This is a genomic window from Streptomyces sp. W1SF4, from assembly GCF_003950035.1.
In the GTDB taxonomy this organism is placed as follows: Bacteria; Actinomycetota; Actinomycetes; order Streptomycetales; family Streptomycetaceae; genus Streptomyces; species Streptomyces racemochromogenes.
In genome coordinates this window covers 2,704,001-2,717,846 of the sequence record NZ_CP034350.1, presented here as the reverse complement: position 1 = coordinate 2,717,846, position 13,846 = coordinate 2,704,001, and the positions used below count along the sequence as shown (strand labels likewise).

12 protein-coding genes and 1 tRNA gene are annotated in these 13,846 nt (G+C 75.8%); 7 read left to right on the top strand and 6 right to left on the bottom strand.

The genetic code is table 11. From position 1 onward, the window contains the following. Window positions 1–17: 17 nt before the first annotated feature. From D1J60_RS12630 to D1J60_RS12620, 3 genes are all read right to left on the bottom strand, one after another. A complete protein-coding gene (locus D1J60_RS12630) occupies window positions 18–1,481 on the bottom strand; it encodes a S8 family peptidase (RefSeq protein WP_241253238.1) in 1,464 nt (487 codons plus the stop codon). A gap of 352 nt (window positions 1,482–1,833) precedes the next feature. Beyond that, complete coding sequence (locus D1J60_RS12625) at window positions 1,834–2,250, bottom strand: GNAT family N-acetyltransferase (protein WP_125821165.1); 417 nt, start codon at window positions 2,248–2,250, stop codon at window positions 1,834–1,836. Between the two features lie 120 nt (window positions 2,251–2,370). Then, on the bottom strand, window positions 2,371–3,075 hold the full coding sequence (locus D1J60_RS12620; protein ID WP_125821164.1) for a 4'-phosphopantetheinyl transferase superfamily protein: 705 nt from the start codon (window positions 3,073–3,075) through the stop codon (window positions 2,371–2,373). A gap of 94 nt (window positions 3,076–3,169) precedes the next feature. Here D1J60_RS12620 and D1J60_RS12615 point away from each other — a divergent pair, with 94 nt between their 5' ends. Further along, a complete protein-coding gene (locus D1J60_RS12615; protein WP_125821163.1) occupies window positions 3,170–3,946 on the top strand; it encodes an alpha/beta hydrolase in 777 nt (258 codons plus the stop codon). A gap of 10 nt (window positions 3,947–3,956) precedes the next feature. On the opposite strand, the gene D1J60_RS12610 is transcribed toward D1J60_RS12615, so the two are convergent. Further along, window positions 3,957–4,526, bottom strand: a complete 570-nt coding sequence (locus D1J60_RS12610; RefSeq protein ID WP_125821162.1) for a hypothetical protein — start codon at window positions 4,524–4,526, stop codon at window positions 3,957–3,959. Between the two features lie 265 nt (window positions 4,527–4,791). On the opposite strand from D1J60_RS12610, the gene D1J60_RS12605 reads away from it, so the two are divergent. Further along, window positions 4,792–5,301: a phospholipase gene (locus D1J60_RS12605; RefSeq protein WP_125821161.1), complete on the top strand. Its 510-nt coding sequence runs from the start codon at window positions 4,792–4,794 to the stop codon at window positions 5,299–5,301. 270 nt (window positions 5,302–5,571) lie between these two features. Here D1J60_RS12605 and D1J60_RS12600 read toward each other — a convergent pair. Then, window positions 5,572–5,644: transfer RNA gene (locus tag D1J60_RS12600), tRNA-Arg, on the bottom strand. A 324-nt stretch (window positions 5,645–5,968) separates the two neighbouring features. Here D1J60_RS12600 and D1J60_RS12590 point away from each other — a divergent pair. The 5 genes from D1J60_RS12590 (at window position 5,969) to D1J60_RS12570 (ending at window position 13,060) form a co-directional block, all read left to right on the top strand. After that, the gene (locus D1J60_RS12590) at window positions 5,969–7,591 is read left to right on the top strand and encodes a dynamin family protein (protein WP_125821160.1); all 1,623 of its coding nucleotides are present in this window, start codon (window positions 5,969–5,971) and stop codon (window positions 7,589–7,591) included. A 4-nt stretch (window positions 7,592–7,595) separates the two neighbouring features. Next, the gene (locus tag D1J60_RS12585; RefSeq protein WP_241253237.1) at window positions 7,596–9,587 is read left to right on the top strand and encodes a YfjP family GTPase; all 1,992 of its coding nucleotides are present in this window, start codon (window positions 7,596–7,598) and stop codon (window positions 9,585–9,587) included. A 99-nt stretch (window positions 9,588–9,686) separates the two neighbouring features. Continuing rightward, window positions 9,687–10,094 (top strand): single-stranded DNA-binding protein, encoded by a 408-nt coding sequence (locus D1J60_RS12580; protein ID WP_125598961.1) that lies wholly within the window; start codon window positions 9,687–9,689, stop codon window positions 10,092–10,094. A 257-nt stretch (window positions 10,095–10,351) separates the two neighbouring features. Beyond that, window positions 10,352–11,536, top strand: a complete 1,185-nt coding sequence (locus D1J60_RS12575; protein WP_164720890.1) for a TQXA domain-containing protein — start codon at window positions 10,352–10,354, stop codon at window positions 11,534–11,536. Between the two features lie 33 nt (window positions 11,537–11,569). Beyond that, a complete protein-coding gene (locus D1J60_RS12570; RefSeq protein WP_241253236.1) occupies window positions 11,570–13,060 on the top strand; it encodes a bifunctional phosphatase PAP2/diacylglycerol kinase family protein in 1,491 nt (496 codons plus the stop codon). Here the strand turns inward: D1J60_RS12570 and D1J60_RS12565 are convergent. Then, a complete protein-coding gene (locus tag D1J60_RS12565; protein WP_125598951.1) occupies window positions 13,045–13,659 on the bottom strand; it encodes a hypothetical protein in 615 nt (204 codons plus the stop codon). The two genes, D1J60_RS12570 and D1J60_RS12565, sit on opposite strands and share 16 nt — an antisense overlap. Window positions 13,660–13,846 lie beyond the last annotated feature (187 nt).

Here is a 13,846-nt window from a genome sequence, read left to right as displayed (position 1 = left end):
GCTGCCGTGTCGTCGGGCTACGGTGCGGCGGGGACGTGCAGGAGCAGGTTCGGGGTTCCGGCGGGCAGGTTCGTGATCCGGTCCGGGACGGCGTCGAGGACGAGCAGCCGGCCCACCTCGGCGGGGGTTCCGGCCCGGCCGTCCGCCAGGAGCAGCGCGGCGGCGCCCGCGACGTGCGGGGCGGCCATGGAGGTGCCCGAGGCCCGGGCGAGGGCGGTCGGGGAGCCCTTCCAGGCCGAGACGACGGACTGCCCCGGTGCCGAGATGTCCACGCAGCGGCCGTGGTTGGAGAAGCGCGGACGCCGGTCGGCGTCGTCGGTCGCGCCGACCGTCAGGGCCTGCGGGACGGCGGCCGGGGAGCCGGCGCAGGCGTCCCGGGCCTCGTTGCCGGCGGCGACGGTGAAGGTGATCCCGTAGGCCACCGCGCGGATCACCGCCGCGTCCATGGAGTGGCTCCGGGTGCCGCCCATGCTCATGTTGGCGACGGCGGGACCCCGGGCCGGGTTCCTGAGGTGGTCCTTCACCATCCAGTCGAGGCCGCGCAGGATCACCGAGAGGCTCCCGTCGCCCCGGCAGTCGGCCACCTTCACACCGACCAGGGAGACCCCCTTGGCGACCCCGTACGTCGCCCCGCCGATGGTGGCCGCGACGTGCGTGCCGTGGCCGTTGCAGTCCTGGGCGCCGCCCTGGAACAGGCCGTTGTAGCCGTTGTAGCCGTTGCGGGCGCGGCCGCCGAACTCCTGGTGGAGGGTGTTGATCCCGGTGTCGACCACGTAGACGGTGACGCCCTGGCCCTTGTTGCCGGAGTACGTGTACGAACCGTCGAGCGGCAGCTCGCGCTGGTCGATCCGGTCGAGCGCCCAGGGGGCGGGCCGCTGGGTCAGGGCGGCGGGGGCGGGCGCGGGCGCGGGCGTGAGGACGGGCGCGGGGACGGGGACGGGGACGGCCGGGACGGCCGGGACCGGGACGGGGTCGGGAGCAGGTGTGAGGACCGGCGCCGGGACGGGGGCCGGGACCGGGACCGGGGCCGGGGCTGGCACGGGGACGGGTGCGGGTGCGGGCGTGAGGACCGGCGCGGGGGTGGGGGCCGGGACCGAGACCGGGACGGCCGGGGGCTGCGGGAAGCCGGCCGGGGGCTCCGGGGCGGGGGCCGAGCCGGAGATCCGGAACGGCGCGTCCGGCTCCACGGAGGCGACCCGGGGATCGGCGGCGAGGGCGGCGGCGCGAGCCGCGGTGGTGCGCACCGCGAAGCCGTTGAGGGCGGCGTCGTAGACCGCTCCGACCGCGTCCCCCGCCCGCGCCGCCTCGGCGGCCAGGGCCCGGGTCGGGGCGCGGGAGGTGGTGTCCTTCAGCATCACGACGTAGGAGGCGGGGGCGTCTTCGGCGGCCGGGGCGGCGGCGGAGGCGGGGTGCGGCGGTGGCAGGACGGCGGCCGCCACCAGCAGGACGGCGGCCGGGAGCAGGGAGGTCATGGCGGTCATGCGGCCGATGCTCGGCCAGCGCGACCGCCCCCGCGCGGAGGGTGCGCCGACTGGCCCCACGACACGCCGCCGGAGGGGTGCGCCCGGACCGCCCCCGAACCGGGTCTCCCGGCACATGGTGCGCCCGCGTCGCCGACCGGCCCCCGACACGCCGGCGCAGGGGTGCGGGCGGACGGGCCGGCCCTGGACCGGGTTTCCGGCACGTGGCGGGCCGCGCACCTCCAGGCGTCGCGGTCTGGCCCCCTAATCGCCGCCGCAGGGTGCGGACGGACCGGGCCGGACCCGGACCGGGTCCGCACCGGCGTCGTCCCCGGCCGTCGGGGCCCGGCTTCCCCGGGGGCGCCGCGCACCTTCAGGCGTCGCGCAGGGGCCAGCCGCGCATCGAGAAGAGGCCCTCGTCCTCGGCGCCCGCCGACGCGTAGGTGGCCAGCGCCGCCTCGTTGTCCGTGTCGGCCCCCACCCACATGCCGTAGCAGCCGCGGGTCTTGGCCTCGTCGGCGAGGGCCAGCGTCAGGGCCCGGCCGATGCCGCGCCGCCGGTACCCCTCGCCCACGGACAGCTCGTACAGGCACATCTCGGTGCCCTTGTCGGGGTGGGTCATCTCGACGCCGGAGACCATGCCGGCGGGCACCCCGTCGACGTAGGCGATGAGCATCAGGTGTCCGGACCGGGCGAGGAAGAGCTCGGACCACTCGGTCCGGGCGGGCCCGTCGAAGAGCCCCTCCGCGGCTGCGAGTTCGGCGGCGCTGCGGGCGCGGCGGATGTCCATGACGGCCAGGGTAGGGCGGCGGGGACGTCTGAGCATGCGGATATGACGCAGGACGCGGTCGGCGCCGGAGGCGGTGCGGCGGGCGCTGGAACCGGCCCACGCGGCGCCGGCCGCCGGAGGTCAGGCGGCGGCGCGGGTCGCGACCGCGGCGGCGTAGGAGGCCGGGGCGGGGAGGTCGCGCAGGGTCCAGCCGGGGACCGGGGCGGGGTCGGGGCCGGAACCCACGTACGGCTCGGCCAGGCCGAAGGCGACCCCCGCGCCGGTGCCCTTCAGACAGGCCTCCTTACGGGCCCACACCCGGGCCAGCGCCACCCGCTGCTCCGCCTCCGGGAGCGCGGTGATCTCACCCGCCTCCGCCGGATGCAGGCTGCTCAGGACGTCCGCCACCGCGCTCGCCCGCGGTATCCCCTCCACGTCGACGCCCACCGGCACCCCCGAGAAGGCGAAGTACGCGACGTCGTCGCTGTGGGACAGCGAGAAGTGCACCGCGCCGCCGGCCACGGCGGGACGGCCGTGCGGCCCCCCGCACCCCGGACAGTCCTCGCGGACCAGGGCGACCTCCTCCGGCGGCAGCCCCAGGTACCCGCCGAGCAGCACGCGCAGCCCCAGGTGCGAGGCGAGGTAGCTGCGCCGGTCGGCCGGCCGCAGCAGCCGTTCGGCGCGCTCCCGTTCGGCCGCGTCCAGCAGCGCCCGCGCCCCGCCGGCCTCGTGACCGCCGATCGCCTCGCGCGTGGTGTCCAGCGACCACACCGCCACACCCGCCCCGGCCGGGGGCGGTCCGGTCAGGGGCACGGCGCCGCCGAGCTGGTTCACGTACAAGGTCATCCGACGAGGGTAGAGGAGGCCGCTGGAGCCCTGGTTACCCTCGTGCCGGACTTGTCGATCATCACTTCGCGCATCACTTCAGGGGGAACTCGCCGTGCACAGTGCCATCGTGACGCCGGAAGGCGACCGGATCCGCTGGGTCGAACTGCCGGGAGCGGACGCGCCCCGCGTCTACCTGCACGGGCTCGGCTCGACCTCTCCCGCCTACTTCGCCGCGAGCGCCGTGCACCCGCTGCTGGCCGGGCGGCGCTCGCTGCTGCTCGACATGCTGGGGCACGGGCACAGCGACCGTCCCGAGACGTTCTCGTACACCCTCGAGGCCCACGCCGACGCCGTGGCGCGGGCCATGACCGCGGCCGGTGCCGAAGGCGCCGAGGTGATCGCCCACAGCATGGGCGGAGCGGTGGCCATCGTGCTGGCCGCCCGTCACCCCCGGCTGGTCTCCCGCCTCGTCCTGGTGGACGCCAACCTGGACCCGCAGCCGCCCGTCCCGGGCACGGCCGGCAGCAGCGGCCTCGCCTCCTACACGGAGGAGGAGTTCCTGGCCGGAGGCTGGGCGGAGGTCCGCGACCGGGTCGGCGCGCACTGGTGGTCGACCATGCGGCTGGCCGGCCGCACCGCCCTGTACCGCAGCGCCGTGAACCTGGCCGCGGGCACCACGCCCACCATGCGGGAGCTCCTGCTGGAGCTGGAGATCCCGCGCGGCTTCCTCCTCCCGGAGCAGGACGGGCCGCTCGCCGGCGCCGAAGCCCTGGAGGCCGCCGGAGTCACCGTGGTGGCCGTACCGGACTGCGGGCACAACATCATGCTCGACAACCCGGAGGGCTTCGCCCGGGCCACGGCCGCGGTCCTCGACCGCGAGGCCGTCTGAGCGGCTTCCCCTACCTGGCGGGGGTGCCGCCGGACACCGCGGCGGGCGCGACGGCCGGGCCGCCGTTCGGGGCGCCGCCGTTCAGGCCCCCGCCGTCCGGTATTCGGGCTCCGGGCGAGGGCGTGCCGTCGGTCCAGGCGTACACCTGCCGGCCGCGCACCGACACCTGGTACTGGTAGCGGTCCCGGCACTCGGGCCGCTCCTCGCGCCGCGTGTCGCCGGGCCACCAGCGGGCGCCCAGGCGGGGGCCGCCCGCCTTCTTCGGCGTTCCGGCCGCGCACTGCGGGCCGTCGAGCGGGGTCTTGCCGAGGGTGAACCGGATCAGCCGGGCCCCGCCGTCGCCGCGCGCGCGTATCCGTATGTCGGTGGCGTCCCCCGGTATCCAGCTGGGCAGGACGAACGCCCGGTCGCCCTTCTTCGGGGCGTCGGCGGCACTGGCGTACCGCGTGCCCTTCTCCCGCAGGACCTGCTTCTGCAGGGCGTCCGTGACCGGGTTGGGCGGCAGGTTGGGCAGCGCGAAGGCGGCCAGGGCGAGGACTCCCGCGACGGCGGCGGCGATGACGAGCGGACGGCGGTTCATACCCATAAGTGTTCGGGGTGGGAGTCACGCGCGCGTCCCTCCCCGGTATCAACCTCGAATCTGCCGGAGGTCGGAGGCGGGGTCATACCTGAGAGGGGTGCGGTCCAGGGGGAGGGGCCGACACGTAGGCGTCCGGGCCGCGTTATAGGGGCGGTAGGGGTCGGGGATATGGCGTGCTCCGAGGGTGAGTCCCGACGCCGCGCCGGGAGTTGGACCGGGCGGCCCCGTCGCCCGCCCGCCCGCCGCCCCCACTCGGAGGAATGCCATGCGTCGCCGTCTCGTACCCCTGCTCGCGTCCGTGTCCGCGGGCCTGCTGGCCCTCGCCACCCCGGCCTCGGCGGTCCCGGCGGACAAGCCGCAGGTGCTGAGCGGCTGGACGCAGACCAGCGCCTCCAGCCACAACGCCTGGGTGGCGGCGCGCGGCAGCCAGGGCAACTGGGCCTCGTACGCCTTCGACTGGTCGACGGACTACTGCTCCTCGTCCCCCGACAACCCCTTCGGCTTCCCCTTCCAGACGGCCTGCGCCCGCCACGACTTCGGCTACCGCAACTACAAGGCGGCCGGCACCTTCTCCGCCAACAAGTCCCGGCTGGACGACGCCTTCTACGCCGACCTCAAGCGGGTCTGCTCGCAGTACTCGGGCGTCAAGAAGGGTTCCTGCGACAGCACGGCCTGGACGTACTACCAGGCCGTGAAGGCCTTCGGTGTCTCCCCGCAGGACGCCCCGGCCGACGCGGCCCCCGCCGAACCCGCCCCCGCCCCCCAGGCCGGCTGAGCCAGAACCCGGACCAGGAACGGGACCCGGACCAGGGCCCGATCCGATCCGGACCGGACCCGATCCGGCGCCGCCCCGCACGCCGTCCCGCCCGAACAAACCCCCGTCGGGCGGGACGGTGCTCTTCCGGTTCCGGGCTTTCCGCTTTTGCGGGTGCAAGGATCCCGCAAGGGTCCGGTCGAGTGAATTTCCGCCAGTCGCGGACGCCGCGACGACCGCTCTTCGAGGCGGCCCGGGCGGCCCGGGAAACCCCGGGGAGGTGGAAGGAAGTGCCCCCGGCAGGACTCGAACCTGCGGCCAAGCGCTTAGAAGGCGCCTGCTCTATCCACTGAGCTACGGGGGCCGGAAGGTGACCGTGGTGGCCTGGAGCCCCTTGGTGGGGGTGGGACTGCGGTCCGTGCCGGGTCAAGGATAGGGCTCCGGTTGCCTTGTCCCGGTTGCTTCACTCGCGTGCCACGTTGTGGAGGTTCGGTGAAGCGGTCCCGATAATCGCAGGCAGGTGCGATTCTCGCACCGCTTTTGCGCCGCGTCGGCCTGGGTGTTGTGCACTCGTTATGCCTGCGTCCCACTCGTCCGCCGTGTCCATGATGTCCCTCAGGAGTCGCGGTCGGCGCGCAGAGGGCGTATAAGCTTCAAAAATGGTCCCAAATTGGGCATTCTTCGCATTGTGGTGACCTTGGATGTTCGGCCTCAGCTGCTCGATGCCCTGTCCGCCCTGCGCGACCGGGTCGCGTCCGTGCGTCTGCCGCTGCCCCTGCCGGGCGCCCCACGCGCCCGCCAGACCAGAGCAGAGCTGCTCGCGCAGCTCGACGACTACCTCGTTCCCCGGCTGAAGGCGCCCGAGGCGCCGCTCCTCGCCGTCGTCGGCGGTTCCACCGGGGCCGGTAAGTCCACCCTCGTCAACTCCCTCGTCGGCCGCCAGGTCAGCGAAGCCGGAGTGCTCCGCCCCACCACCCGCACCCCGGTGCTCGTCTGCCACCCGGACGACCACCACTGGTTCGCCGGGATGCGGATCCTCCCCGACCTCATGCGCGTCTGGGCGCCCCAGCAGGACGAGGAGCTGGTGCCCTCCTCCAGGAAGAACCGCGTGCGGCCCCCCGGCCACCCCGGCGCCACCAGCGAGCTGCGGATCGAGACCGTGTCGACCCTCCCGCGCGGACTCGCCGTCCTCGACGCCCCCGACATCGACTCCCTCCTCGTCGAGAACCGCACCCTCGCCGCCGAGCTGATCTGCGCCGCCGACGTCTGGGTCATGGTCACCACCGCCTCGCGGTACGCCGACGCCATCCCCTGGCACCTGCTGCGCACCGCCAAGCAGTACAACGCCACCCTGATCACCGTCCTCGACCGCGTCCCGCACCAGGTGCTCGCCGAGGTCTCGCGCCAGTACGGGGCACTGCTCACCCGTGCCGGGCTGGGGGACGTACCGCGCTTCACCGTGCCCGAACTGCCCGAGTCGGCCGGCGGGGGCGGGCTGCTGCCGGCCAGCGCCGTCGCGCCGCTGCTGGCCTGGCTCACCCACCACGTCCACGACCCCGCCGCCCGGCAGTACGCGGTCGGCCGGACCGCCCTCGGCGCCCTCGACTCCCTCAAGCGCCGCATGCCGGAGCTGGCCTCCGCCGTGGCCGCGCAGCACGCCGCCGCCGTCCGGCTGACCACCGCCGTCGAGGATGCGTACCGGCAGGAGGGCAAGCGGGTCCGCAACCGCCTCGACAAGGGCGCCGTGCTCGCCGGCGACGCCCTCACCCGGTGGCGCGGCTACCCCCTCGACACCAGCGCCGACGAACTCCTCGACTCCCTCGCGGAATCCCTCGCGGCGCTCCTCCAGTGCGCCGTCGCCGCCGCTGACGAGCGGATCGCCGAGGTCTGGCGGCGCGAACCCGCCTCCGGCGCCGTGCCGCTGCCCGCGCCCGACCGGGAGGCGGCGGAACGCATCGGCGTGGCCGTACGCCGCTGGCGGCGCGTACTGGAGGAGCTCGCCGAGGAGGAGGTCGCCAAGCTCGGCAAGCAGCCCGCGCCCGACCCCGACGGCGTCGCCGCCCTCCTCGTCGCCGCCCTCCTCGGCGGCAAACGGGCCCGCCCGGCCGGGGAGAAGCTCGCCGAGCGGATCGGCGCACAGGCCGCCCTGCGCCTGCGCGACCGCGGCGGCGAACTCGTCGGGGACCACCTCGACGAGGTCCTGCGCGCCGAACGGGACCGCCGGCTGGCCCCCCTCCAGGCCCTCGAAGTCACCCCCGAACCACAGGCCGAGCTGATCGCCGCGCTGTCCGTACTGCAGAAGGAGAGGTGACGCGGTGACCGCCGTGACCGACCGCGACCGCGACCACGCCGGCGACCGGTGGGACGACGGGTTCATCGCACGCTCCCGCCACCGGGCCAACCGCAAGGGAGGCCCGCGCGGCAGCGGCGCGCGGGCCGGCGACGCCCTCATCGACGACGCGCTGCTCGACGCCGCCCTCCTCGCCGGCGGCCTCGACGAGCAGGCGGAAGACGGAGCGGAAGGCCGACGGAAGGCGGCGGGCGCCGAGGACGACGACGCGGACGGCGCCGACGAGGCGATCGTGCGGGCCGTCTCCGGCGCCGGCAGCGACGGCGGCAAGGCGCCCTCGCCCCCGCTCAGCCCCGAGGCCCAGGCCCTGCGGACGCGCCTCGACGCCCTGCGCCAGCTGGTCGGGCTGTCCCGCACCCGCCTCGACGGCAAGACCCTCGCCGAAGCCGGCCGGGTCCTCGACGAAGCCGCCGCACGCCGGGGCCTGTCCCCCCAGCACACCGTCGTCGCCATCGCCGGAGCCACCGGAAGCGGCAAGTCCACCCTCTTCAATTCACTCGCCGGAGTGCAGATCTCCGAAACCGGACTGCGCCGCCCCACCACCGCCGCCCCCATCGCCTGCAGCTGGTCCGACGGCGCCGCCGGCCTCCTCGACCGGCTGGAGATCCCCGGACGGCTGCGGCGCCGCCCCCGCGAGACCCCGGAGGCCGAGGCGCTGCGCGGCATGGTCCTCGTCGACCTGCCCGACCTCGACTCGGCGCTCGGCGCGCACCGGGAGCACGTCGACCGGGTGCTGGCGCTGGTCGACGCCGTGGTGTGGGTGGTGGACCCGGAGAAGTACGCGGACGCCGTCCTGCACGAGCGGTACCTGCGGCCGCTGGCCGGGCACGCCGAGGTCACCTTCGTCGTGCTGAACCAGGTCGACCGGCTCCCCGGCGACGCCGCCGACCTCGTACTCGACGACCTGCGGCGGTTGCTGGACGACGACGGGATCGCCCTCGGCGAGCACGGCGAGCCCGGCGCCACCGTCCTCGGACTGTCCGCCCTGACGGGTGAGGGCGTCGGGGAACTCCGCGAGCTCCTCGGACAGTTCACCCAGGAGAAGGGCGCCGCGACCCGGCGGATCTCCGCCGACGTCGACCAGGCCGCGCTGCGCCTGCGCCCGCTCTACGTCGCCGACGGCCACTGCGGACCCTCCGGGCCCGAGATCGGCGAGGCGGCGCGCGCCGAGTTCGAGGACCGGCTCGCGGAAGCCGTCGGGGCGTACGCGGCCGGCCTCGCCGCCGAGCGGGCCTGGCGGCGCAACGCCGGCAAGGCCTGCGGCACGCCCTGGCTGCGGCTGTGGCGCTGGTACGAGAGCCGGCGCGCCCCGCGCTCGCTCGCGTCCCTGGCCCTGATGTCGGCCAAGGGCCGCGGCTCCGGCGCGGTCGCGGCCCCGCCCCCCGAGGAGGAGGTGACCGCCCGTCAGCGCGTGGAGCAGGCCGTACGCACGGTCGCCGACGAAGCGGTCACCGGCCTGCCCGACCCCTGGGCGCAGGCCGTACGGGAGACCGCGGTGCGCGGCGCCGAGCGGCTGCCGGAGGCGCTGGACGAGCTGGCGGTGACCCTGGGCGCGGCCGTCGCCGTACCCGGCGCGAAGCCGCCGCGGCCCGCCTGGTGGCCGGTCGCGGTGCTGGCGCAGGCGGCCATGACACTGGTGCAGATCTTCGGCGGCCTGTGGCTGGTCGGGCAGATCGTCGGTGTCCTGGAGCCGAAACTGCTGCCGCCCGTGCTCTTTATGGTGGCGGGCATCGTCGGCGGGCCGCTGGTGGAGTGGGCCTGCTCGATCGCCGCCCGGGGCCCGGCGCGCAGGTACGGCCAGGACGCCGAACGGCGGCTCAGGCAGGCGGCGGCCGGCTGCGGCCGGGCCCGGGTGCTGGAACCGGTGGCGGCCGAGCTGCTGCGCTACCGCGAGGTGCGCGAACAGTACGCGGCGGTCGCCGCAGGGGGGACGAAGTTGTCCACAACCCGCCAGTAATCCACAGGCCGGAGCGGGATGCCGGGGCCCGGGGCCAGCATGGTCGTACCTCGTGCGGATGGTCCGCACGGGTACGGAGTGCGGGGGAGGGCGGCCGGGATGAACGACACCCTGGTGACGCTGGTGGGGCACGTGGCGACGCAGATCGACTTCAAGGAGACGGTGACCGGTCCGTCGGCGAGATTCCGTTTCGCCGTGACCCCGCGGTACTTCGACCGGCGCACGGAGACCTGGACGGACGCTCCCACCAGCTTCTACACGGTGTGGGCGCGCCGGGTGCTGGCGGTCAACCTGGCCAGTTCCGTCTCGGTCGGGGAACCGCTGGTGGTGCACGGGCGTCTGCGGGTCCGGGAGGACCCGCCCGACGGCGAGGGCGTCCGCTGGTTCTCGGCGGACATCGACGCGATCGCCGTCGGACACGACCTCACCCGCGGAACGGCGGCCTTCCGCAGGGTGGTCAGGACGGACACCCCACTGATGGGCCCTCAGAAGGCGGCGGTGGTCTGAGTGTTCGAGGCGGCTAGGATTCCCCGGTACTCACGGGCACCTTGGTCTTCGGCCCGAAGGGGAGAACTGTGTCGATTGCTGTTCCCGCATCCTCCGCATCCTCCGAGCCCCGCGCGGCGTCCACCGCGTCCGCGGGCGGGCCGGCCTCCGCGCCCACCGTCCCACCCGAGGCCGGACCCGTCCGGCCGGACGTTCCGCTTCCAGCCGGTGGCGGTCCCGGTGCCGCCACCGCCGCCGCGAGTGCGGTACGCGGCTCCGTGCGCCGGCCCCTGGCGGCGGCCCTGCTGGCCGCGGCCCTCACCGCCGCGCCCGGTGCCCGCGCCGCGGCGGACTCCGGCCCGGCCGCCGCCGGCCGGACCTCCGGGGGCGCGAGCGCCGTGCTCGACGGCCTCAAGACGTACGGGCAGGCGGTCCTGCGCGGCGGGGACGGCTCGGTCCGGCAGATCCCCGCCGGCCTGTACGAGATGCGGGTCGACGGCGGCGGCATGCTCCAGACGTACGGAGTCGGGATCGCGGGCTACGCGCAGCCCCAGGCCCGGTACACGGAGAGCGGCTGGGGCGGCAGCCCCCTCGCCCGGAACACCGACGCGGGCGGCCGGATCCGCTGGGTCCTGGAGCACTCCTACCCCCAGCACAACGACCTGGCCGGGCTGGCGAAGGCCGCCGGGGCCGGGACGCTGACCGCGGAGAGCGCGGCCGCCGGGACCCAGGTGGCGATCTGGCGGCTGGCCGACGGAGCGCAGGTGGAGGCGGCCGACCCGGCGGCGGAACTGCTCGCCGACTACCTCCAGCGGGAGGCCGGCCGGCTGCCGGAGCCGCCGGCGTCGCTGGACCTGGACCCCGGCCAGGTGTCCGGTCCGCTGACGGGAGCCGTCGGCACCCGGCTCGGCCCGGTCACCGTCCGGACGGGCGCGCAGAGCGTCACCGTCAGCCCTGACACGGCCGCCACCGCCATGGGGGTGCGGGTGGTCGACTCCGACGGGCGGCCGGTGACCTCCGCGGGCAACGGCAGCCGGCTCTACTTCGAGGTGCCCGCCGGCACCCCCGACGGGACGGCCTCGGTGACCGTGCACGGCTCCACCAAGGTGCCCGTAGGGCGCGTGTTCACCAGCGGGATCCCGGCCGAGACGCAGATCGTGGCCGGCTCCAGCGAGTCCGCGGCGGCCGCCACCGCCACCGCGGTCTGGCCGCAGCCGCCGGCCGTCGCGGCGGGCACGGCCGCAGCCGTGGGCCAGCTGGGCGGAACGTCCGAGGTGGCGGTGGCCGCCGAGTCCGCCTCGGCCGGTCCGGACTCCCCGGACGAGGAGCGGCTGGCGACCAGCGGCAGCTCCGCGGCCACCCCGGTCATCGCCTCCCTCGCGGTCGGGCTGGTGGTGCTGGGCGGCATGGTCGTGCTGCTGCTGCGCAAGCGGCCGTTCGAGGGGGAGGACGGCGAGGGCTGATTCCGGGCGGCGGCCCGGGGTAGAGGCGTGGTTGTGGCTGATCAGAAACTGACCTGGCGCGGCACCCTCGCGGCCTGGGACCGACGGTTGTTCGACTTCGTGGCGCAACGGCACTGGCCCGGGGGCGAGCGGGTGCTGCCCGCCCTCGGCCGGGCCGCGAACCACGGGGTGCTGTGGGGCGCGACCGCCGCGGCGATCACCGTCGTCGGCTCGGCCCGGGCCCGCAAGGGCGCGCTGACGGCCGCCGCCTCGCTGGCGCTGGCCTCGGCCACCATCAACACCGTCGGCAAGTGGTCCGTGCGCCGGCCCAGGCCGCTGCTGGAAGGGGTGCCCGTGGCGCGGCTGCCGGCCGTGCAGCCGTGGACCACTTCCTTCCCGTCCGGGCACTCCGCCTCGGCCGCCGCCTTCACCGCCGGCCTCGCCCTGGAATCCCCCGGGTGGGGGGCCGCGGTGGCGCCGGTGGCCGCGTCGGTGGCCTTCTCCCGGGTCTACACCGGCGTGCACTACCCCTCCGACGTGCTGGCGGGCGCGGCCCTCGGGGTCGCGGCGGGGTTCGCCGTACGCGGGCTCGTGCGCCGCGCCGAACGGGCGCGGGCCGTCCCCGGCGCGGAGCGCCCGGCGGCCGACGCGCCCGCACTGCCGGACGGGGCCGGGCTGACGGTCGTGGTGAACACCGCGTCCGGCACGCCCCGCGGGGCGGGACTCGCCGTACTGCGTGAGCTGCTGCCCCTGGCGGAGGTCGTGGAGTGCGCGGGGGACGAGGTGGAGGCCGCGATGACGGAGGCCGCCGCCCGGGCGAAGGTGCTCGGCGTGTACGGGGGCGACGGCACCATCAACACCGCCGCGACCGCCGCCCTGCGGGCCGGGGTGCCGCTCGCGGTGTTCCCCGGCGGCACCCTCAACCACTTCGCGCTGGACCTCGGCCTCATCGGCCCGGAGGACACCTGCCGCGCCCTCCTCGCCGGCCAGGCGGTCCGCGTCTCCCTGGGCCGCATCACCCCGGCCGACGGGTCCGGGCAGTCCGGGGAGGGGGTCCGGTACTTCCTGAACAACTTCAGCATCGGCGCCTACCCCGAGCTGCTGCGGCACCGTCTGCGGTGGGCGCCCCGGATCGGGGGCGGGCCGGCCGCGGTGCTGGCGGCCTGGCGGGTGCTGCGGGCCGAGCGGCCCGTACGGATGACCCTGGCCGGGCGGCCCCGCAGCGCGTGGCTGCTCTTCGCCGGCAACGGCACCTACCAGGGCACCGGCCCCACACCCCGCCGCCGGGCCGGTCTCGGCGAGGGCCTGCTCGACCTGCGGATCGTCCACGGCGGCGGCCGCCCCGGCCCGCGCCTGCTGGCCGCCGCGTTCGCCGGCCCGCTCAGCCGGTCCCCCGTCCACGTCGCCACCCGGCTGCGCCGCCTGCGCGTCGCGGACGTCCCGCCCGGCACCCCGCTCGCCTACGACGGCGAGTACGCCCAGGCGCCCACCGCCCTCACCCTGGACGCCCTCCCCGACGCCCTGACCGTCTACCGCCCCCGCTGAAGCCGGGCGTCCGTCCCGAGGTCGGCCCGCATCACGGCGCGCATCTCCTTCCACCGCTCTCCGAGCCCGAGCAGATCCGCCTTGACCGCCTCGAAGCCGCCGTCCGGTACCGGATCGCCCTCGTCCAGCCGCAGCACCCGGTAGAAGGCTTGCGAGAGCCGCTCCGCGGTGGCGTCCAGCTCCGCCACCACGGCCTCCGAGCCGACCAGCTGCGCCTCCGCGAACGCCAGGTGCATCGCCTGCCGGGCCGCCTCCAGGTCGGCCCGGCCCGCGGCCCTCACCGCGTCCCGGTCCCCGTTCCCGTTCCCGGCTCCGTCCCCGTCCCCGGCCGCCCCGGCCTTGTGGGCGAGCCACAGGAAGTTCATGAGCTCGATCCGGTAGCGCCGGTACCCGGCCATCGCCGCCACGTAGCAGGCCCGGCGGACGTCCAGCTCCGCCGCCCGCTGCTCGCGCTGCCACTGGCCCTCGGCCATCCGTTCCTGCCGCTCGAACTGCTCGGACTGGACCCGTCCCACCAGCCGCTGCGTCAGCAGCGGCGCGAAGAGCGTGCCCGTCATGCCGATGAGCGCTATCGAGAGCGGCAGCAGCCAGCCGTCCATCGAACTCCCCCCAGAGCTTCGTACCCGCCGCGTCGTACCTGCCGAGCGGCACCTGTCGTACCCGTAATACCAGGAGTACTCACGGTCAGGCCGCCCAGGCCGGACCGCCCCGGGCCTCCCCCCGCGCACGTACTGGTTTCCCCCGGGGGATGGACGTACGGCAGTATGGGGTGTATCTGCCCACCAT

Coding starts and splice junctions, on each gene's coding strand:
- D1J60_RS12620 (WP_125821164.1), bottom strand. CDS start 3,075: ATGACCTTGTACGTGAACCAGCTCGGCGGCGCCGTGCCCCTGACCGGA.
- D1J60_RS12625 (WP_125821165.1), bottom strand. CDS start 2,250: ATGGACATCCGCCGCGCCCGCAGCGCCGCCGAACTCGCAGCCGCGGAG.
- D1J60_RS12610 (WP_125821162.1), bottom strand. CDS start 4,526: ATGAACCGCCGTCCGCTCGTCATCGCCGCCGCCGTCGCGGGAGTCCTC.
- D1J60_RS12605 (WP_125821161.1), top strand. CDS start 4,792: ATGCGTCGCCGTCTCGTACCCCTGCTCGCGTCCGTGTCCGCGGGCCTG.
- D1J60_RS12565 (WP_125598951.1), bottom strand. CDS start 13,659: ATGGACGGCTGGCTGCTGCCGCTCTCGATAGCGCTCATCGGCATGACG.
- D1J60_RS12580 (WP_125598961.1), top strand. CDS start 9,687: ATGAACGACACCCTGGTGACGCTGGTGGGGCACGTGGCGACGCAGATC.
- D1J60_RS12630 (WP_241253238.1), bottom strand. CDS start 1,481: ATGACCGCCATGACCTCCCTGCTCCCGGCCGCCGTCCTGCTGGTGGCG.